Raw genomic sequence first — 19,934 nt, 5'->3', positions numbered from 1 at the left:
TTTGATGAGGCAAGTATTAGTTTTTTGTTAGATTGAAGAGGGAAAAATGGAGGGAACTAAATGGGAATATGGATGCAGAATCGGCTTCCCCGGCCGGGAGAACTTTCCAAAGAAACGCTCCCTTGATGGGCAAGGGAGATGTGTTTGACGATCGACAAGCCAAGTCCGGTGCCGCCCAGCTTGCGACTGCGCGCCCTGTCGACGCGATAAAATCGTTCAAAGATGCGCGCATGATGTCTGGGTTCGATGCCAATGCCCCAATCCTGCACGCAGATCATCAGGTTTTCGTTTTTCTCGTGGACGCTGACCCGAACGCGCTTGCCGTCTCCGCTGTAGCGAATGGCGTTTTGCAACAAGTTCACGATCGCTTCCTCGATCAGTTGTGGATTCATACGCGCCGATAAATTCGAATCGCAGTCCAGTTCAATTTCAATACCATGATTTTCCGCCATGATCGAACTTGCCTGAACCGCGGACTTCAACACGCTCAAGACCGAGGCGTCTTCAAGCGCAATCTCTTGATCCTCGGAATCTTTTTCAATGCGGGAAAGACTGAGAAGATCGTCAATGATGGCGTTGAGACGGTCCGCCTGCTTGAGGACAATATTCAGAAATCTCTGAGACATATCAGGGTCGGGTGAAGCCTCCTGCAACAGAGTTTCAACGCATCCCTTGATCGCCGTCACCGGGGTCTTGAGTTCATGCGAGACATTGGCGACAAAATCTTTTCTGATATTTTCCAGGCGCCGCAATTCCGTCACGTCGTTCAAAACCGCCAACATGCCAATGCTGTTGTTGTGGGCGCCCTTGAGAGACGTGCCTCTGGCATGAACGATCTTCTCCCCGTCGCTCTGCACCAGGAACTCCGCGTCGATGGGTTGCGAACTCTCCAAAGCCTGCTTGATAAAATTTCTCAACTCGGTGTTGCGAAATGCTTCCTGGAATCGACGACCGCAAACATCCGCCGCATTGACGCCGAACAAACGGCTTGCCGCGTCGTTGACGCGAAGTATTTTTTCCTGCGGGTCGACTGCCAGCACGCCCTCCACCATACTCGACAAGATCGCTTCGACCTCGTTGCGCTGGGAAGTCAGTTCCTGAATGCGTTCGTTCATGGACTGCGACATTTGATTGAGCGCCATGGACACGCCGTCAAATTCATCCCTTTCACGGGTGGACAACTCGGCGGCGACCTCTCCTGAAGAAAAACGACCCGCAACTTTTTCTATCTTCAAAAAATTCTGCCAGATTTGCCGGGAGGTGAAACCGATCGCCCAGACCAGCAAAGAACCGGCGACGCCAAAACTGACCAGCGACCAGACAACCCAGTCCTTCCACTCATCCGTCGCCTTGCTCTGCAGGGAAGAGACGATGATCGCCCCTTTCAATTTTTCTCCAGACAATATCGGCGAGGCGACGACAAACCACTGCGTGTCGCCATGCGGTTCCTCATAAACGGATCGCGCGGTTTTTCGCGCCATCGCTTCTTGAAACTCCGGCCGACCGGCGTGATTTTCCATTCGATCCGGAACTTCTCTTGAGTCCGCCAGCGCCTTACCCGTCGGGTCGACCAGGGTGTAGCGTTGACCGGTGTCCGTTTCCCATTTACGGACGATCTCCTGAACGAACTGCTTCTTTCCTTCCGAAAATAATCCCGCTGATTGCCCGGCAACCAGAAGCGCCTCATGCTCTAAATTCTGATAGGCGTTTTCAATCAGACGCTCCTTGATTGCGATCAGCAAAAACCAGGACGCTCCAGCCACGATCAAAAATGGCATCAGAAAATAGGCCGGGTAGTTGCGTTTGAATTTTCTTTGCTTGGGCATTTGATATTTCTTCGCTTTTGAAAACGTTCGTCTCTTAATCTATCAGAAAAATCACTCTTCGTTGAAATCCTTGAAGCGATAACCCACGCCGCGAACCGTCTCGACATAATGCGCCACCGCGCCCAGTTTTTTCCGCAATCCCACGATCTGGAAATCGATCGACCGGTCTGTCACCGCATAGTCGTCGCCGCGAATCCAGTTGACGATCTGGGAGCGCGTGAACACCCAGCCAGGGCGTTGCGCCAGCGCATGCAGAATGCTGAACTCAGACAGGGTCAGCGTCACGTTCTTTTCCTTCACGCGAACCTCATGCTTGTCCAGGTTGATCTCCAGGTCGGGAAAATGCATCGTCTGCCCCGATTCATCCGTTTTCTGTGGACTGCGACGCAATACCGCGCGAATGCGCGTGATGAGCACCTTCAAACTGAAGGGTTTGGTAACGTAATCGTCCGCGCCCAACTCCAGCCCCTTCACCACATCCGACTCTTCGCCCTTGGCTGTCAACATAACTATAGGCACATTGGCATGTTTGGAATCCTCCCGAATCTTGCGACACACCTCGAGTCCGCTCAAACCCGGCAACATCAGGTCCAGTAAAACCAGGTCGGGGTTTTTACTTCGGAATTGTTCCAGCCCCATCTCGCCGGTGTCGGCGCGATAGACCTCGTAGCCTTCTTTAGTTAAATTATAGGCCAGCAGTTCCTGAATATCTTCCTCGTCCTCAACAACGAGAACCTTTTCTTTTCCCATACCCACCCTTTCGAAAAATCACGCTTCTTCCATCAACTCTTGTTCCAGCTGTTCGATCTGTTCTGTAAGTCGCGTCCATTCGTTCTGCAATGCCGTCTCTTCCTTATCCAGTTCGGCGCATCGTTGCAACAAGCTTCGTAAGCGTTCTTTTTGCGAATCTTCATACACATCGGGACCGGCGAGTTCCTGCTCCATTTCGCTTTTGGCGTCCATCACCCGTTCGAGTTCGGTTTCAGTCTTGCTCAACTGACTCTCGAGAGGTTTGAGCGTTCGGTACCTCTGGTTTCTCGCTTCGGCCTCTCGCCGCTTGCGCTCTTTATCGCCGCCCGGCGATGCGTTTTGATTGTCTTTATCCGTCTTCAGGGCCATTGCGCGTTCCGCTTCAATGGCCTTGGCCGCTTCAAACTCGGAATAGTTTCCCGAGTATTCCTTCACGCCGCCGCCGTCCACTTCCCAGACCCGGTCGATGATCGCGTCGAGAAAAAAACGATCATGCGAGATCACGCAAAGCGTGCCGTCGAAATCCGCCAGAGCCGCCGCCAGAATCTCGCAGGTTTTCATATCCAGATGGTTGGTCGGCTCGTCCAGAAACATCAGCGGAGACGGATGGGCCAGAAGACGCGCCAACGCCAGCCGGGAGCGTTCTCCGCCGGAAAGCACCGATACCTTCTTCTGCACATCATCGCCTGAAAACAAAAAAGCGCCTAGCAGATTCTGTTTCTCTGTCCGCGTCAAATGCCCGGCGACTTCCTCCATGGATTCCATCACCGTGTGGTTCGGATTCAGCGCGTCGGAATGGTGCTGTGAGTAATAAGCGCGGCTCACATTCGAACCCAGTTCGATCTGTCCCGAATCGGCGTCGAGAACGCCCGCCATGAGCTTGAGCAAAGTGGACTTTCCGGCGCCGTTCTCGCCCACCAGCGCGATGCGCCAACCGCGTTCCAGCTCGATGGAAAAATCCCGGTACACTTCCACCGCGCCATAGGATTTTCCAATATCGGTCAAACGCACCACCATGCGCCCGGTGCGCGGGGGCTGTGGAAATCGAAAATGAACGGATTTGGATTGTTGCGCGACCTGCACCCGCTCCATTTTATCCAACATTTTGACACGGCTCTGAACCTGCTTGGCCTTGGTGTTCTTGGCCCTGAAGCGTTCGACAAAACGCTCAATCTCGGCGATGCGCTTGCCCTGATTGAGCGCTTCCGCCGCCAGACGTTCTTCCTTGGCGGCCTTCTCTGTTTCGTAGCGGTCGTAATTCCCCGTATAGACGGTCAACACGCCGCGATCCAGTTCGGCGATGCGCCCGACCAGGGCGTTGAGAAACCTGCGATCATGCGAGATGAGCAGGAGCGCGCCTTCATAAGATCGTAAAAAGGATTCCAGCCAGACGACCGACCGAAGGTCGAGATGGTTGGTCGGTTCATCCAGTAATAACAAGTCGGGAGCCTGCAACAACAGCCGCGCCAGTTCCACGCGCATGCGCCAGCCGCCGGAAAATTCCTCCAGCGGGCGCGCGTCTTCTCCCGGCTTGAAACCCAGGCCCTGCAGAATTTTCTTGGCGCGGGCTTCCAGTTCGCTTCCGCCCAAATGCTGGAACTCGTTTTCCAGTTCCGCCAGACGGCGGCCCCACTCGTCGGGTCGTTCCCGATGCAGGGCTTCGTCGGCTTCGCAACGTTCCTTGTCGCGCCGCACCTGATAATAAGGTTCCAGTCCTGAAAGCGCGCGTTCCAGCGCGCTGACATTTTCCTGCTCCAGTTCCTGGGTGAGCATGGCGGAGCGCACGCCCTTTTTCCAGTCCACCTGCCCTGCATCCGGCAGTTCCTGTCCGGCAATGATCTTGAAGAGGGTCGATTTGCCCGCGCCGTTCTCTCCCACCAGCCCGACTTTCTCGCGCGGGCGCAGGTGCAGGTTGAGGCCTTCAAACAGCAGTTTGGAGCCGAAACGTTTTGAAAGATCTCGCAGGTAAATCATGAGCGGTTCGTTCGGCCTTTCTAGCGGCGTTCGCGCAGTTTGGGATTGAAGGCTTCACGCAAACCTTCGCCGCAAAGATTGAAGGCCAGCACCACCACAAGGATGGCGCAACCGGGAATGAAGGTGAGCCAGGGCGCATCAAAAATGAACTGCTTGCCGTCCGCCAGAATATTGCCCCAGGTGGCGTCGGGCGGTTGCACGCCAAAGCCGAGAAAACTCAGGCCCGACTCCGTCAGGATGGCCATCGCCACGCCGATCACGGCGGAGACAAGAACCGGAGCCAGCGCATTGGGCGCCATGTGTATGAAGATGATGCGCCATTCGGGTATCGCCTGACTTTTCGCCGCCACCACAAAATCCTGTTCGCGCATCGCCAGAAACTCCGCTCTCACGAATCGCGCCGCGCCCATCCAGCTGGTCAGGCCGATCACGATCATGATGTTGTAAATGCTCGGCGGCAACAATGCGACCACGGTGAGAATCAGAAAGAACGCGGGAAAGCACAGCATGATGTCGACGAAGCGCATGATGAGCGTGTCCACGGTGACGAATCCGATTTTCTTCGCGCCGTAAAATCCGGCGATGCCGCCCATGAAAATACCAACCGCCATCGCGATTCCCACGGCGATGAAACCGACGGTGAGCGACACCGAGGTTCCCTCCAGCATGCGCGACAAAACGTCGCGTCCCAATTCGTCCGTTCCCATCCAGTAGATTCCAAACAACGGCGGCGTGTCTCCCGGAGCGCCTTGGTAGGCCGAAAACGGAGCCATGAATTTATCGGCAAGGCGCACCGCAGAGGGATCGAACGCGGCGATCCATGCCGTCGCCGCTTTTCCAAGAACGGCAAAAATACCGAGGCCGACCAGAAACAGAAAGCTGGAGTAAGCCATCTTGTCTTTTTTGAAAAAGCCCCAGCTCTCGTGAAACAGGCTGGCGGACTGAGGCGCATCCAATGTCGCAGTCTCCGGACTTTTCATAATTTGATCCTCGGATCGACCACGGCGTACAAAATATCCGATAATAACGTTCCCACCAGGGCGAGAATGGCGGCGATGAAATTCAGCGTCAACACGACCGGAAAATCCCGCGCCAGAATCGCTTCGTAACCCAAACGCCCCATGCCCGGCCAGGCGAAAATCGTTTCTATGATGACGGAACCGCCAATCAATCCCGGTATCATCAGTCCGAACATGGTGATGAAGGGGAGAAGCGCATTCCTCAATCCGTGTCGATACACCACCACGTCTTCGGACAGGCCCTTGGCGCGCGCGGTGCGAATGTAGTCCTGACCGATCACTTCCAGCATTTGCGAACGCACATAACGCGACAGTATCGCGATACCCGCGACCGCCGACATCAGGGCGGGAATGGCGATATGCGCGAGTCGGTCCATCGTCCGCGACCAGGCGTCGGCTTCTTCAAGACCAAAGGTCTCCATGCCGATGACGGGAATGTGAAACTGTTTGACCATGACGATGATGCAGATATAAGAAAGAAAAAATCCGGGAATGGAGATCAACGCATAGGATAGAAAAGTGGTCGATTTGTCAAAGGTCGAGCCTTTACGCAGAGCGGAATGGATGCCGAGCGGGAACGCCAGCGTCCAGGTCAGCAGGGTGGCGACGATGAACAGCGGCAGGGAATTCAAAAAACGCTCGCCTATTTTTTCCAGCGCAGGCTGATTGTCTTTGAAGGACTTCAAGTCCCCTTTGAACAGATCGCGGAGCCAGTAGACGTACTGGATATGCAGGGGTTCGTCGAGATGGAACGCGGCGCGGATTTTCTGAATGTCCTCCGGCTTCATTCTGGGATTGGAGGGATCGACCAGACTCGGCTCGCCCGGCGCCAGATGAATGATGGCGTGCGAGATGATGGAAATGAAAACCAGAAGGATGATTCGCTGGCCAACGCTTCTAAGAATGAATCGAAACATCAGACCCGCTTCGCTTCAGGCGCGCGTTGCGCCTGACGTCTTATTGAGGGGAAATACGGATTATTTTGAGGAATGTTCTTCAAGGGTCTCAAAAATTTTCAGGCGAATGACGCCCAATTCTTCGCCCAGTTGATCGTCTTCAGAGTCGTCCACTTCCGCCGCAAGGTAATCTTCCAGCTCTTCCAACTCGCCAACGGAATATTTGAAGTTCGAATCCCCATTGCCTTCCAGAGGCGCGATTTTAATGCGGTCGATCAGATAATCCGGAGCCAGCTCCTGATCGATCATCAAACGCCGCTCTTTCTGACTGAGACTCAATACCAGATGATCCGGCGCTTGCGGTCGCCTGTGTTCCAGCGACCAGTTTTTGTCCAGCCGCTCAAAACTCTGGAACACTTCGTTGAAATTAACGCCGACTTCCTTGCAATAGCCTTTCAGATACGCGAACATGAGGAACACGCATTCATTGGCGCCGAGGTCCATATTGCGCGATTCAAAATCGGCGATATCGTCTTCGACCGCATCCAGCATTTCCATGAAAAGGTCGGTCTCCGCCATTCCGCCTGTAGGAGTTTCGTTCTCCGTCGGCTCGGACCCTTCCCCGTCGTCGTCAATCATAAACAAAACTCAATCGCCCGCGCAGGTTGCGGACTCACAGATTCAAGAAAACAATCTTTAAAAGCTATTTTCGACGCCTTGCGTCATTGTTATTTTTGATACGAACCGCCGTCATCGCGCTACGCATACCCATCAGGATCGCCGTCGCGACGATCAAAACCACGCCCATTGGCGCGAACCATTCAGCAGTGAGAGACATACAATATAACTCCTTAGAAGGTGAATCGGTATTTATCAAATAACTCCAGGGTCACTTCGTCTTTTCCTTCTTTAGACACTTCCTGCTCAATGCGTTTGATCGCCATATTGCGGATGAAGGGAATCGGAATGCGTTTGACTTTTTCAACCGCATCATCGGTCCATTTCAACGCGGTCACCACCGGCTCGTCCGCTTTATTGGCGTATTCCTCGTCGCGCGCCTCGTCCTCTTCCGTCACTTCCATGCCCATCGCTTTTTTCGCGGATGCGGGCATGATATTGTCGAACACTTCTTCGATGATATCGGGCATCACCATTTTATCGCCGCGTTCTCGGGCCCGCGCCTCAATGGTCTGCTTGGCCATGCCCAGTACAAAGGGCGGAACTTTTTCCATTTTGGCCATCGCTTCTTTGGTCCAGGGCATTCCCGAAGTCGGGGCGACGTCCATATAATTTTTGAATTTCTCGATGATATCGTCTTTTTTCTGCGTGCGCTGATCGAGAAAATCCGTGATCTCTTCAATGACCTCGACCTTGCGAGGGCTTTCCTTCATCTTTTCCTTGGCTTCCTCAAACGCGCCCATCGACAATTCTTCAAAACCGAACTGTTTGACTCGTTTGGAGACCAGCATCATCGATTCATTGCGAATGTCGGTCAAAAAATCGGATGTGATCAACTTATAACCGCGGCGCATGGCGCGCTGAACCATTAATTTGCGGATACCGGGTCGGACAAATTCAGGAGCGTGTTTGACCCGCTCCCAGGCGTCCAACGACCACTCCACCCCGTTTTCCTTTGCGTAAGGATGATCAATCACCTCAGCAGGATTTGCTTGCTCGCTCATTTGATGGGATTCTCCTGGGCCTGAATTCAATAAAAGGATTGATATTAAATAATTACTTGATGCGCAGGGCAATGTCAATTATTTTGGAAGGCTTTAAAGACTCCCTGCTTCCATAATGGATTATAATATTTTCATGAAACGTTCCCCAATCGTTTATTTGCTGTTTTTCACATCCGGCGTCTCCGCTCTGATTTATCAGATCATCTGGACGCGCATGCTCACGCTCACTTTTGGGCACACCGTGTATTCGGTTTCCGTCGTCTTGTGCGCATTCATGGCCGGGCTGGGATTGGGAGCGTTTTATTTCGGCGCCTGGGTCGACGCGCTTTGTCGCCCCAGGGGACCTGTCGGCGTCGTCCCTGCGCGCGCCAATGGAAATCAGGACCCGGCAAGCCCGCCGGATTCCCCCGCCCCTCTTCTGGTATACGGCTGGATTGAAATTCTAATCGCCTTGACGGGGGCCGGGCTGTCGTTACTGTTCGCCAATTTTGACCTGATCTATTCATGGGTGCATCTGATTTTGCCCGACTCGACGGCGGCGAACAATCTGGCAAAAGCCGTTTTAGCGATCGTTTTCATGATCGTTCCGACCACTCTGATGGGCGCAACCCTGCCCATCATCAGCAAATATGCCGTCACAAACAGCGCTAAACTGGGCGCCCAAATAGGACTTTTATACGGATTGAACACCCTCGGCGCGGCGGTGGGCGCTTTGGCGACGGGCTTTTTCCTCATCAGCGTTTTCGGCGTCTTGCAAACCGTTCTGTTCGCCGCTTTCCTGAACCTTGTCATCGGTATCGGCGCGATTCGCATTTATCAGGAGGAACGCGGCGACGACGCCCCGAAGATTCAGTGGCCCGCTTTCAAACGCCCCGAACTGGTCTGGAATAAAGATAATAATCTGTGGATCGGCATCAGCTTTCTGTGCGGTTTCACCGCTCTGGCATACGAAATTCTCTGGACGCGTCTGCTCGTCTTCAGCATTTCCAGCACGGTCTATTCATTCAGCATGATGCTCGCCGTCTTCCTGCTCGGCATCGTGCTTGGAAGCCTGGTCGCCGCGCCCCTGCTGACCCGGTCGATTGACCTGAGAAAATGGCTTGCCTTCCTGCAATTGGGAGTCGGCCTCTACGTCATCATCTCCATATACAATATGGAACTGATTTTATCCGCGCCCTGGAACAGCTACAACCTGGAACAACCCTTCAAGGCCTTCCGGCAGTATTTTGCGGATTCCACATTTTTGATGCTCTTGCCGACGGCGATGATTGGCATGAGCTTTCCCATCCTCATCCGCATCATCTCCCCGGACAAAGAACAAGTGGGTCGAGGCACCGGCTGGATTTATGCCTTCAACACGCTGGGAGCGATCACCGGCTCTTTGGCCGCCGGTTTCTTCTTACTGCCGCGTCTTGGCGTTCAGCAAAGTCTGACGGCGATCGCCGCATTGAATCTGCTTGCCGCGACCCTGCTGTTTCGCACCGGACCTTATCTGACCCTGCCCGTCCGCAAGGGGCTGACCGTGGTGTTTGCCGGACTCATCCTGTTCGTTAATGTGATGATCCCGGAAAACCTGCTCCAGTCTTTTTTCATGCGCGACAGCGCAGGCAAACGCAACGTCAAGCAACTGCTTTATTTCAAGGAAGGGCTGACCGACACCGTCGCCGTGTTCAAGGACAATTACGGCATTCTCGACCCGGACGCCAAACGGCTGATCACCAACGGCATCTCCATGTCGGCGTCGAACCTGATCGCCACGCGCTACATGAAGCTGTTCGCCTACGTCCCGATCCTGCTGTCTCCCAACCCGGACGACGTGCTGGTGGTGTGCTTTGGCACGGGACAGACCACCGGAGCCGCCGCTATTCATCCTCTAACGAGAGCCGTGGACGCCGTCGACCTGTCGCCTGAAGTCATTCACTCAGGCGCTGTGTTTGCGAAAGAAAACCACAACGTGCTGGGCAATCCCAAGGTCCGCTTCATCATCGAAGACGGGCGCAACCATCTGCTCTCCACCGACAAGCGTTACGACGTCATCACCGCCGAACCGCCGCCGCCGCGCACTGCGGGCACCGTCAACCTGTACACCAAAGAGTATTACGAAGCCGCTAAAAACCGTCTGAAGCCCGGCGGCATTGTCGCGCAATGGATTCCCATGCATTCGCAGGGCGAAAAAGAAGTGGACATGCATTTCAAGACCTTCCACGAAGTCTTTCCGCATTCGCTGGCCTGGATGTCCGTCGCCAATGAGATTCTTATCATCGGTTCCGACCAGCCGATCACCCTCGATTTCGAAACCCTCAAACGCCGCATCGAAAATCACGAAGAGACGCGAGCCTTGCTCGAGCAGATCGAAATCGCCAACGTGTATGATTTCCTCAGCAACCTTTGGTATCTGGAAGACAAGATTGAAGAACTGGGCCAGCGCGCTCCCGTTATTACAGACAATCGGCCGTATATCGAGTTCTACCTCGACCTCGGTCGCGTGGTGGACCTGTCCGCTCAGGAGAAATACGTCTTCAACCGCTCTTCATTCGACGACATTTCCGAACGCATTCAGAATCTCTCCGCCGAGGATCGTAAAATTTTTGAAAAATATTACCATCGCATGGACCTCTACCAGAGAGGCGTGATGTACGCCAACCGCAGTCAGTTGATGGAAGCCGCGGCGATTGGGGATAACCCGGCTTTACTCCGTTATCACTTGCAGGCGGATGAAAAACAAATCCAACAGCTGGTCGAATTGACGCGGGAAGAGCCCGATCAAATTTTCAATTATCTGAACCTCGGACACGCCTATTTCCAAATGGGCGCATACGATAAAAGCATGGCCGCCCTGAAGTCGGCGCTGGCGATAGATCCGGATCAGCCGCATGCGAATTTATACATGGGCTTCAATCTTGCGGAAGCGGGCCGTCGCGAAGAATCGAGATCCTACTTCAAACACGCCGCAAAAAAAGACCCGCAGAATTTCAGCGTTGTCATGCAGGAAACGGCGCTCGCAGACTTGCTCGACAAACTGGATGAAACACCCGACAACGTCGGCCTGCTCATTTCGGCCGCGCAGTTTTTCAATATGAAGAAAGATTATTATAATGCGCTGAAATATTCTTTGAAAGCTCTGGAACTGGATCCGAATAATGTAAAGGTGTTGCAGAGCATCGTGTTCAGCTATCGTTCGCTCGGGATCGCCAACGAGGTCATCATGTACGGCGAACGCTTTGAAATGCTGGATTCCGAGGACATACATCTGCAATTCATCCTCGGCGAGATTTACGCCAAACTCATGCGTTGCGATCAGGCCGTGCCCAGATTAAAAAAGGTATTGAAAGCCGACGATACCTACCCGCAGGCCCAACGTCTGTACGACGACTGCATCGATTCCGTTCAAGCGCCAGAGACGCCCTTCAGTTTATCTTAGCCGTCGCGCCTTGAACGGCCGCCAGGCGATAGACTTTAAGGTCTTCCGGCGACGGCTCATCATCGTCATGATGCTCTTGAATGATCTTCACCATATCCGGCAAAATCGATATGAAGGCGTCGGTCAGTTCAGGATCGAACATGATGCCGCGATTTTCCTTAATCAAAGCCACCGACTGTTCTACTGAGAACGCTTTTTTATAAGGTCGTTCGCTGGTCAATGCGTCGAACACGTCGCAGATCGCGGAAATTCTCCCTTCAATGGGTATTTCCTTGCCCTTCAATCCCGCCGGATATCCCGAACCGTCCCAACGCTCCTGATGCGTCAAGGCAATCACCTCCGCCATTTGCATGGTGCGGGAGCTACTGCCGGATAAAATTTGCGCGCCAATGGTCGGGTGCAGTTTCATGATATGCCAGTCCTCTTCCGACAATTTTCCGGGCTTAAGAAGGATGTTGTCGGGGATTCCAATCTTGCCAACGTCGTGCAAGGGACTGGAATCCTGCAAAATCTGGCACTCTTGCTCGTTCATTCCAATTTCTTTTCCCAGCCGCGCGCACATCATACTCATACGAATGACATGCTCTCCCGTCTCATTATCTCGATACTCGGCCGCGCGCGCCAGTCGATGAATGACCTCCAGGCGTGTTTCCTCCAGCTGTTGCGTGCGCATCTTGACCCGTTTTTCCAAAGCAAAATTTTGCTCCTGAACTTGCCGGTGCAGCATTTGCGTCTCCAACATATTATGGATACGACACAAAGCCTCGCTACGGTCCAACGGCTTGTTGATATAATCCCTCGCCCCAGACTCCAAGGCCTTCACGCGAGTCTCCCGGTCCATTTGAGCCGATAGAATTAGAACGGAGCGTTCCAATCTCCCATTTTCCGATTTCAACAAATCCATCACTTCAAAACCGCTCAGATACGGCATTTTGAGATCCAGAATGACCAGGTCGGGTTCAAACGTGCCGCATGTTTCTTTAGCCTGGCGTGGGTCCGTGATCGCATGGACATTTTCATAGCCCTCATTCCTCAATATCCGGTTCAAGATACGTACGTTGCCAGACTCATCGTCAACAATGAGAATTTTTGCCAGTTTGATATCTGGAGATTCCATAATTTTCTCCCAATATTTTAATTTACCTAGACTTTCTGTGTGGCCACATATTATCCCCAGTCCAATAGCAGGTCAACAAAATTTCGACCCGATCAGATTTTATAAATTGGGGTTCGGAATGCTATTCAAATTGCGGTAGTTGAGGGGACACACCCTAAGGCAAGGAAGGCTGGAGCCAGGCCAACGGGAGTTAATTGAAAAGCCATTGAAAATACATAAGTAATTCAGGAGAGAGACAAATTAAATCAGCTTTTAAAGAAATTCAGAAGGGATTTGATCTTATTTTTGACCTGGGTTTTGAGATAGGACTTACGATCGAACAGCGCTTTATGCGTTTCATCCAACAAGACCGGGATGTCCAGTTTTTCAGGGCATTTTGGCAGGCAGTCCCCGCACTGCGTGCAGGCAAAAGCAAAACTTCCGGGAAACCAGTGACCGTGCTCCTCCAGCATATTGTAGCGAAAGCGCCCGTAGGTCTCCATATCATAGGCTTTCAACAGGTTCCGAAACCGCAGGATTTCGGGGATATTGATATTCTCCGGGCAAGGCAAACACTCGCTACAATAAGTGCATTGCCGGGGCAACATCTCTAATGGAGCGTCCATACGCTGGCGAACCCGCACCTCCTCTTCCTCGCGGTAGGAGCCGCCCGTCAAGATGGCGAGGTTTTGCTCGAAATGCTCCGGCTCGTGGATGCCATAGCTGAGCGTCGTGACTTGCGGATGACTCAGACAAAATCGCCCGTTGAACTGAATCGGCGTGAGCGGTTTGCATAAATCCCGAACCTTGTCCGATGGATTCCAGAGCATCCCTCCCTTCTCATTCGGGGATATGATAAACACTCCGATATCCTTTTCGCGCGCCAGTTCGACCGCTGGATAATTTCGCTGAAAAAAATAATAATAATGCAGGTTCACAAAACTGAATAAATCGGTTTGCAGAGCCTTCATGATGACGTCCAGCGGCCCGTGCGTCGAGAAACCCACATGGCGAATGAGTCCCTCTTCCTTCATTCGCAGGAGCGTCTCCACCGGGCCTCCCGTCTTCACGGCAGTCGCCAGCAATTCATCGTTATTGATTCCGTGCCAGCCGTAGAAATCGACGTAGTCCAGTTTCAGCGCATCCAATTGCCGCTCGACCAGTTCCCGGGTTTCATCCGCCGTCTTCGGCGCGCCCTTGGTCATCATTTTGAACTGCTCGCGCGGCGTTTTCAGTTCCTGAAGCGCCAGACCGTATAGATGCTCGCTTTTGACGTAACCGTAGGCCGTTTCAATATGATTGATACCGTGGTCGAGCGCGCGCCGGGTGATGTCGATGCAATGCGCGATCGATTCCTTCGGCAATCGGTCGCGCGGCGGCGTCCACACATTTTTGAATCGCATTCCGCCCAGGGTGATGACGGAAATGCTCTCGTTGGTTCTTCCAAAACGTCGGTATTCCATAGTTCTGTTCATCAGCGCCGCCGCTTCACGCAACCGATGCGGCGGAGTTCGGCAATTGATTTCACATCCTCAATCGTGTTAAAAAATGAGTACGACTTCTTTTAATTGTAGCGAAACAACACTTGGACAATCAGATTTCATTCAGCTTGTTCCGCGGCTTTCACGACGCCCCGGTTTCGATATTCAAACGCGGGGCCTGGGCTTTGGCCAACGGTTCCCGACTGGACGTCGCCATCATCGGGCAAAGTCACCGTATCATCAGTCAGTCCGGAAGGGAAGTTCTCACAGAATTCATCGCCTGCGGTCCCGAGCAACTGGTCGGAGATTCCATCGACCAGACCCCTCTCCAGCCCGGAGCGACGCACGAAAACGAATTCACGAGCGCCGGTTTCAAATACCATTATCGCATTGAAGTGGTCAACCAGCTTTATATCGACATGGACGCCTATCGCGCCGCGCTTCCGACGGACGCCGCCCTGCAATGCATCTCGCATGGCTTCGAGAATCCGTCGCAAAATTCACAGGACGCGCCCTTCACCGGCATCGCTATCGACGTTCGCGACAACCGGTTTTTCACCATACACACCTATCCTGAGAACGGTTTTTCAATTCTCAGCGAAACTCGAATTTCGAGCCGGAATCCGGCGCATATGGCAGAGTCGGCGAGCCTGATCTCATGATCAAACGATTGTTCGACATCGCAAAAGCGAACTGGGGCGACTGGCGCGAACGGCAGGACGCTTCTGCGGACCCTTCGCGACAAAATTTTACAGAACAGGATTATTTCCAGCCCGAGTCGCCTCCGCCGAGGAATGCGCAAAGCGACCGTCTCGCCGGATTCTACGCCAATCTGGAATTGCAACCGGGCGCGACTAAAGACGAGGTCAAGAAAGCATGGCGGCGATTGATGAAGCAATATCATCCCGATTTGCATTCGCAAGACCCGCAGAAGAAACAGGTTGCGGAAGAGTTGACCCAGCGCCTGACCGAAGCGTATCATACGCTGAACAAGGAACTGTCTAAATAAAGAACAAAGCATTGGCCCGGCGTTGCGCCGGAACAACGCCGACAATTTATAAATGTGATTTGAAAAATTTTCCTATCAGCAACTGGAGCCATCAATGGACTATTTCAACACCGTAAAGAACCACCTGCTGGAAATGGGTTTCAGCATCGATTCGGAAAACGAAGCGGAAGAATTGTGCGTCATCAACGACGAAGAACGCGGCATCAACAATCTGGTGGTCGATTGCGAAGACCCCATTCTGATCCTCGAACAGGTCATCCTGAAAATAAACAAGGACGATCCCAAATTCCACAAACGACTCCTGCAACTCAATCGTTCCCTGGTGCATGGCGCCTACGCGCTCGACGAAGACGGGAAAATTCTCATTTTCCGCGACACTCTGCAACTGGAGAATCTCGACCGCAATGAACTGGAAGGAAGCATCGACGCCCTCAGCCTGGCCATGGCGGAACACGGCTCCGAACTGCTTGAGTTTGCAAAATCCCAATAACTTACGTATTCAACCCATCAAACGAAGAGGCCGCTCATGTCAGGATTATTTTCAAGAATCATCAATTGGAGCAAGTCGGAAGCGCATTCCGTCGTCGACCAGATCGAAGACCCCATCAAAATGACCGAGCAGGGCATACGCGATCTGAAAAAAGATCTGACCACCGCCATGCAGAGTCTGGCGCAGGTCAAGGGCATCGTCATTCGCATGCGCAACGACGTTGAAAAGCACAAACGCCTTGCCGGAGACTACGAGAAAAAAGCCATGGCCCTTTTGCAACAAGGCCAGGGCGGCGCTATCGAACCTACGGAAGCCGAACGATTGGCCACGGAGTCGCTTTCGCGCAAGGAGACCAGCGGACAAGAGGCCCTGCGTCTGCAAAAAGAACTCATTGCGCAAGAGGACATGTCCAATCAGTTGCAGAAAAATGTGGACAAACTCCGTTCCACCATTCAACGTTATGAGAACGACCTCGTGACCCTGCGCGCGCGCGCCAAGACGGCGGCGGCGACCAAGAAACTCAACGCCCAGATCGCGCAGGTGGACGCGGGAGGCACCATCGCCATGCTGGAAAAAATGCGCGCCAAGGTGGAGGAAGACGAATCGCTGTCCAAAGCTTACGGCGAAATGGCCGACTCCAACACCAGCATCGACGACCAGATCAACAAAGCCCTGAGCTCTGGCGGCGCCGTTCCCGGAGCATCGGACAGCCTCGCTGAGTTAAAAGCAAAAATGGGAATTTCCTGAAGGAGCGTTCATGGTATTCGGTTTTTTCAAAAAAAATAAAGACGATAAAAAACAGGAAGCGCCTCAACTGGAGGACCTCGTCCTTTCCAAGCTACGCCCCGGCTATCTCGTGGACTACGACATGAACACCTACCAGGTGGCCGCCAGGAACTGCTACAAATGGGAGGAAGGCGGAGTCACCGACGAATGGGAGTTGAAGCTCGGCGACCAGGTATTCTATCTGGAACGCATTGAAGAAGACGGTTATGTCGAGTGGTCGCTGTGCCAGAAATTTTCCATCTCAGAACTCGAAGGCGATATCGCCGCTCATATTCAAGAACATGAAGACCCGCCTGAAACCGTAACCTTGAAGGGTACGCAGTTCCATTTCGAGGAAGACGATATCGGCGAGTTTTTTCGCGGCGATTCCAAAGAACCGATGCATTTTGTCTCATGGGACTACGAGGACGAGACGGAGCAGAAATTTCTCACCATCGAACAATGGGGCGAAAGCAAATTCGATCTCACTCTCGGTTTTTCCGTCGAAGAATACCAGTTCTCCAATATCCTCCCCGGCGAACCTTTCTAACAATAATCTTCGCAAAGAAAAACGGCCTCTCCAGTTGGAGAGGCCGTTGACGATTTCCACTCGAACAATCGAGGTCAGGCTGAATCATTCTGGTCTTTGCTAAAATCATAGAACTTGGTTTCCTGAACGAAATCAAAACCTGAATCCCCTGATTTCATTTCCATGGACTCCGAATCTCCCGATGAAGATTCTCCCCGGGCTTCGTCCATAGCGCCCGGACTCCAGTCGGTACCATCGCGAATGTCCTGTTGATCATAATTCTTCGTCCAGACTGCGTGACGATCCCACGGCTCATTGATTGGCTCCGAAGCCAGCGCGCTTCCCACGCTCATTAAGAAAAAGGAAATCGCGATCAACAATGACATCAGTTTTCTCATGACAAACCTCCCTTTAGATAATGATTTTAAATTGAATAAAGCGGATCGTCCAAGCGTCCACTTCGTTAGTTCCTGAAATATATAAAACGAAAATTAAGGATGGCAAGTTTCTTAAAAATTTTTAATTTTTTTCCGGAAGGGTGGACGAAAAAAATCAATACACTTCCCAGTCTCCACGGCGGTAGTACTTCATCAGCACATGATTGAAACGCGTGTTGACCTCAATGTCGGCCTCATCGTCGAACACGCCCTTGCCAAAATGCGTCATGGAAATCATGGCATCGCGATTCAGGAATCGCGTGGGAGCCGTATTGAAATTCTGCTCGTTCAATCGCGTCTTCAGCGCACCGGCATCCAGCCAGCCGGAAGAAACTCCGAGGTTCCATCCCCAGCGCCCCATCGTCGGGATGGAATTCTGATAAGGGACCACTGAAAAACCCGCCGCCTCCATCGTCTTTTTGATGCACAGGAAGGCCTCGCGCGAGTACAAGGGACTGGAGCTTTGCGTTATCAAAACGCCAAAGGGCGCCAGTTGCCGCTTCGCCACTGTGTAAAAACCCTGGGTATATAATAAAGAGAGCGAAACCGTTTTCGGATCGGGCAGATCGACGATGATCGCGTTATACATTCGTTGGGTGTTCTGAATGAACTGATAGGCGTCTTCGTTGACCACCGTCACTCGCGGGTCTTTCAGCGCATCCTTGTTGACGCGGGTGAAGATAGGATTATCGCTCGCAAGCTTCGTCATCGCCGGGTCGAGATCGACCAGCGTCAGGGTTTTCACATCCGCATACTTCAGAATTTCGCGCGCCGCCAGACCGTCGCCGCCGCCCAGCAATAAAATATGGTCCCGCTCTTTCAGCAGGGCCAGCGCCGGGTGAACCAAGGGCTCGTGGTAACGCTCCTCATCGAAAGTGCTGAACTGCACGCCGCCGTTGAGGAACAACCAGAAGTCGTCCTTCCATTGCGTCACGATGATCTTCTGGTACTGCGTCTGTTCCTCGTAAACAATTTTATCTTTGTACTTGTGCTGTTCGCCGTACAAAATGATCGGCTTCGCAAAGGCCGCCGCCAGCGCAATCAATAGTCCCGACAGGACAAAACAGCCTTTCAATAAAGCGGAACGTTTCAATAAATCCGCGAAAGGGAACAGGATCAGCCCTGCCGCCAGCCAGTTCGCCGCGCCCAGAATCATCGGCGTGTAGGTCAAACCCAGTACCGGTAAAAACACAAAGGCGAACAAGGCGCCGCCCACCAGGGCGCCGTAATAATCGTATTCCATCACCGAGGAGATATTCATCCGCAAGGATTCAAAGCGGTCGTTGATGCGCGCCACCAGCGGGATTTCAAGACCGATCAGAAAACCAATACCGAAGGCCATGAGGTACACCGCCCAGCCCGACGGTTGAATGAAGGAAGACGCCCAGAAACAAAACAGGGCCGAGACCGCGCACAGCAGAGAAAGCGCCAGCTCCGTCGCCGCATACACGTCAAGCAGTCGGTCTTCCAGCGAACGGCTGAATCGGCTTCCCACGCCCATCGCAAACAGCATCAGGGAGATCACCACCGTCCATTGCAAGATGGCGTTGCCCTGCAGGTAACTGGCAAGCGTCGCCAGCGTGTATTCCGTAGCCATCGCCGCCGCGCCGGTGGCGAACATGCAGAGCTTGAGAAAAAATGAAAGTCGGGAGGGAGACAAACCGCCGGGTAATTGAGGATTCTGCATAACGGCGAGCGAAGACGCTCAGACTACAGACACGAGGTCACAAGAAAGGAAGAACCAATGTACGATCCCGCTTCGAGGAAAGCCGCGCCAAGATTCGGCCGCTCCTGACCGACCAGTTCTTCGGACAAATCCTGACCGGGAAGCAAGACGCGATCCGTCAGCTTGCGAGCGGCAGGGAGAAGTAACAGGCCCACGACAACGTAACCGGCGAACAGAGCAGTGTTTTCGCCCCAGGAATGGAAATCCTCCGCCGAAGCCGCGCGCAGAAGATTGCCCACGGCGATAATAGCGCCGGCAAACGCCACGCCGACCGCCACATTATCCTTTTCGATTTGATCGTGAACGTCGTAACCCACCATGCGCGGATAAAACAAACCGAAGCCCACCAGGGTCATCTGACCCAAAGCCCAAAAACCCAGCGTCGTGAAAATGGAACCGCCGATACCGTACACCGCGCCGTAAATATTCATGCCCGAAGCCACATACACCGCAAACTCCACCGCGCCGGTGCCGCAATTCTGGTCCTCCAGAATTTCCTCGCGGATTTTAAAGCGGGTGAGAATAAAAGTATCGTTGACCCATGCAGAAACATGCAGAAGCAGAATCGCCAGCGGACCGTAGATGCAAAAATCAATCAGATCCTCTCCCAGTCCCAGGGAAGGCCCCGTCACAACCCCGCCGACGGCGACCACCAGGCCGAGATAAAATCCGCTGATGGTCAGGGCCAGCGCGGGATTATCCTGCTCCACCAGTTCATACTGAATATTGTAGTCCCTGCGCAGGAGCAAAAAAGAAGCATGACCGAGGATGAACACCGCCATGCAGGCGCTCAGATAAACCAGAGATGTCAGTAAATGATCGAGATCCATAGC

The 19,934-nt window shown here is 53.1% G+C and carries 18 protein-coding genes; 6 read left to right on the top strand and 12 right to left on the bottom strand.

What is annotated here, in order from left to right:
• Positions 1 to 56 precede the first annotated feature (56 nt).
• From G3M78_06955 to G3M78_06925, 7 genes are all read right to left on the bottom strand, one after another.
• The gene (locus G3M78_06955) at positions 57 to 1,826 is read right to left on the bottom strand and encodes a PAS domain S-box protein (protein QPJ65140.1); all 1,770 of its coding nucleotides are present in this window, start codon (positions 1,824 to 1,826) and stop codon (positions 57 to 59) included.
• Positions 1,827 to 1,877: 51 nt separating this feature from the next.
• Positions 1,878 to 2,576, bottom strand: a complete 699-nt coding sequence (locus tag G3M78_06950) for a response regulator transcription factor (GenBank protein ID QPJ65139.1) — start codon at positions 2,574 to 2,576, stop codon at positions 1,878 to 1,880.
• A gap of 18 nt (positions 2,577 to 2,594) precedes the next feature.
• Positions 2,595 to 4,550, bottom strand: a complete 1,956-nt coding sequence (locus G3M78_06945) for an ATP-binding cassette domain-containing protein (protein ID QPJ65138.1) — start codon at positions 4,548 to 4,550, stop codon at positions 2,595 to 2,597.
• A gap of 20 nt (positions 4,551 to 4,570) precedes the next feature.
• Positions 4,571 to 5,533 carry an ABC transporter permease gene (locus G3M78_06940; GenBank protein QPJ66794.1) on the bottom strand — a complete coding sequence of 321 codons (963 nt, stop codon included), beginning with the start codon at positions 5,531 to 5,533 and terminating at the stop codon, positions 4,571 to 4,573.
• Positions 5,527 to 6,486 (bottom strand): ABC transporter permease, encoded by a 960-nt coding sequence (locus G3M78_06935; GenBank protein ID QPJ65137.1) that lies wholly within the window; start codon positions 6,484 to 6,486, stop codon positions 5,527 to 5,529. Before G3M78_06935 ends, G3M78_06940 begins: the two co-directional genes overlap by 7 nt.
• A 60-nt stretch (positions 6,487 to 6,546) precedes the next feature.
• Positions 6,547 to 7,104: a hypothetical protein gene (locus tag G3M78_06930; GenBank protein QPJ65136.1), complete on the bottom strand. Its 558-nt coding sequence runs from the start codon at positions 7,102 to 7,104 to the stop codon at positions 6,547 to 6,549.
• 212 nt (positions 7,105 to 7,316) lie between these two features.
• Positions 7,317 to 8,147 carry a hypothetical protein gene (locus G3M78_06925; GenBank protein QPJ65135.1) on the bottom strand — a complete coding sequence of 277 codons (831 nt, stop codon included), beginning with the start codon at positions 8,145 to 8,147 and terminating at the stop codon, positions 7,317 to 7,319.
• Positions 8,148 to 8,280: 133 nt separating this feature from the next.
• On the opposite strand from G3M78_06925, the gene G3M78_06920 reads away from it, so the two are divergent.
• On the top strand, positions 8,281 to 11,568 hold the full coding sequence (locus tag G3M78_06920; protein ID QPJ65134.1) for a tetratricopeptide repeat protein: 3,288 nt from the start codon (positions 8,281 to 8,283) through the stop codon (positions 11,566 to 11,568).
• Here G3M78_06920 and G3M78_06915 read toward each other — a convergent pair.
• Complete coding sequence (locus tag G3M78_06915; protein ID QPJ65133.1) at positions 11,555 to 12,685, bottom strand: response regulator; 1,131 nt, start codon at positions 12,683 to 12,685, stop codon at positions 11,555 to 11,557. The genes G3M78_06920 and G3M78_06915 overlap by 14 nt on opposite strands.
• Positions 12,686 to 12,930: 245 nt before the next feature.
• A complete protein-coding gene (locus G3M78_06910; GenBank protein ID QPJ66793.1) occupies positions 12,931 to 14,127 on the bottom strand; it encodes an aldo/keto reductase in 1,197 nt (398 codons plus the stop codon).
• 122 nt (positions 14,128 to 14,249) lie between these two features.
• Between G3M78_06910 and G3M78_06905 the strand changes: the two genes are divergently transcribed.
• The 5 genes from G3M78_06905 to G3M78_06885 all read left to right on the top strand — a co-directional run bounded on the left by G3M78_06905 (position 14,250) and on the right by G3M78_06885 (position 16,959).
• Positions 14,250 to 14,807: a DUF2617 family protein gene (locus G3M78_06905; protein ID QPJ65132.1), complete on the top strand. Its 558-nt coding sequence runs from the start codon at positions 14,250 to 14,252 to the stop codon at positions 14,805 to 14,807.
• Positions 14,804 to 15,154 carry a J domain-containing protein gene (locus G3M78_06900; GenBank protein ID QPJ65131.1) on the top strand — a complete coding sequence of 117 codons (351 nt, stop codon included), beginning with the start codon at positions 14,804 to 14,806 and terminating at the stop codon, positions 15,152 to 15,154. The genes G3M78_06905 and G3M78_06900 overlap by 4 nt, the downstream gene beginning before the upstream one ends.
• 94 nt (positions 15,155 to 15,248) lie before the next feature.
• Positions 15,249 to 15,644: a YbjN domain-containing protein gene (locus G3M78_06895; protein ID QPJ65130.1), complete on the top strand. Its 396-nt coding sequence runs from the start codon at positions 15,249 to 15,251 to the stop codon at positions 15,642 to 15,644.
• Positions 15,645 to 15,680: 36 nt separating this feature from the next.
• Entirely contained in the window at positions 15,681 to 16,391 is a 711-nt protein-coding gene (locus G3M78_06890; GenBank protein QPJ65129.1) for a PspA/IM30 family protein, read from the top strand.
• 10 nt (positions 16,392 to 16,401) lie between these two features.
• Positions 16,402 to 16,959, top strand: a complete 558-nt coding sequence (locus tag G3M78_06885) for a DUF4178 domain-containing protein (GenBank protein ID QPJ65128.1) — start codon at positions 16,402 to 16,404, stop codon at positions 16,957 to 16,959.
• Positions 16,960 to 17,033: 74 nt separating this feature from the next.
• On the opposite strand, the gene G3M78_06880 is transcribed toward G3M78_06885, so the two are convergent.
• The 3 genes from G3M78_06880 to G3M78_06870 form a co-directional block, all read right to left on the bottom strand.
• Positions 17,034 to 17,336: a hypothetical protein gene (locus G3M78_06880; GenBank protein QPJ65127.1), complete on the bottom strand. Its 303-nt coding sequence runs from the start codon at positions 17,334 to 17,336 to the stop codon at positions 17,034 to 17,036.
• A 154-nt stretch (positions 17,337 to 17,490) separates the two neighbouring features.
• On the bottom strand, positions 17,491 to 19,062 hold the full coding sequence (locus tag G3M78_06875) for a polyamine aminopropyltransferase (protein QPJ65126.1): 1,572 nt from the start codon (positions 19,060 to 19,062) through the stop codon (positions 17,491 to 17,493).
• 23 nt (positions 19,063 to 19,085) lie between these two features.
• Positions 19,086 to 19,931, bottom strand: coding sequence for a DUF350 domain-containing protein (locus G3M78_06870; GenBank protein QPJ65125.1), 846 nt, complete (start codon positions 19,929 to 19,931; stop codon positions 19,086 to 19,088).
• Positions 19,932 to 19,934 lie beyond the last annotated feature (3 nt).

This window comes from Candidatus Nitrohelix vancouverensis (assembly GCA_015698305.1).
Lineage (GTDB): Bacteria > Nitrospinota > Nitrospinia > Nitrospinales > VA-1 > Nitrohelix > Nitrohelix vancouverensis.
This window is presented reverse-complemented; position numbering and strand designations above follow the sequence as displayed.

Coding starts and splice junctions, on each gene's coding strand:
- G3M78_06875 (QPJ65126.1), bottom strand. CDS start 19,062: ATGCAGAATCCTCAATTACCCGGCGGTTTGTCTCCCTCCCGACTTTCA.
- G3M78_06950 (QPJ65139.1), bottom strand. CDS start 2,576: ATGGGAAAAGAAAAGGTTCTCGTTGTTGAGGACGAGGAAGATATTCAG.
- G3M78_06915 (QPJ65133.1), bottom strand. CDS start 12,685: ATGGAATCTCCAGATATCAAACTGGCAAAAATTCTCATTGTTGACGAT.
- G3M78_06890 (QPJ65129.1), top strand. CDS start 15,681: ATGTCAGGATTATTTTCAAGAATCATCAATTGGAGCAAGTCGGAAGCG.
- G3M78_06910 (QPJ66793.1), bottom strand. CDS start 14,127: ATGGAATACCGACGTTTTGGAAGAACCAACGAGAGCATTTCCGTCATC.
- G3M78_06935 (QPJ65137.1), bottom strand. CDS start 6,486: ATGTTTCGATTCATTCTTAGAAGCGTTGGCCAGCGAATCATCCTTCTG.
- G3M78_06930 (QPJ65136.1), bottom strand. CDS start 7,104: ATGATTGACGACGACGGGGAAGGGTCCGAGCCGACGGAGAACGAAACT.
- G3M78_06955 (QPJ65140.1), bottom strand. CDS start 1,826: ATGCCCAAGCAAAGAAAATTCAAACGCAACTACCCGGCCTATTTTCTG.
- G3M78_06900 (QPJ65131.1), top strand. CDS start 14,804: ATGATCAAACGATTGTTCGACATCGCAAAAGCGAACTGGGGCGACTGG.
- G3M78_06885 (QPJ65128.1), top strand. CDS start 16,402: ATGGTATTCGGTTTTTTCAAAAAAAATAAAGACGATAAAAAACAGGAA.
- G3M78_06895 (QPJ65130.1), top strand. CDS start 15,249: ATGGACTATTTCAACACCGTAAAGAACCACCTGCTGGAAATGGGTTTC.
- G3M78_06870 (QPJ65125.1), bottom strand. CDS start 19,931: ATGGATCTCGATCATTTACTGACATCTCTGGTTTATCTGAGCGCCTGC.
- G3M78_06925 (QPJ65135.1), bottom strand. CDS start 8,147: ATGAGCGAGCAAGCAAATCCTGCTGAGGTGATTGATCATCCTTACGCA.
- G3M78_06880 (QPJ65127.1), bottom strand. CDS start 17,336: ATGAGAAAACTGATGTCATTGTTGATCGCGATTTCCTTTTTCTTAATG.
- G3M78_06945 (QPJ65138.1), bottom strand. CDS start 4,550: ATGATTTACCTGCGAGATCTTTCAAAACGTTTCGGCTCCAAACTGCTG.
- G3M78_06920 (QPJ65134.1), top strand. CDS start 8,281: ATGAAACGTTCCCCAATCGTTTATTTGCTGTTTTTCACATCCGGCGTC.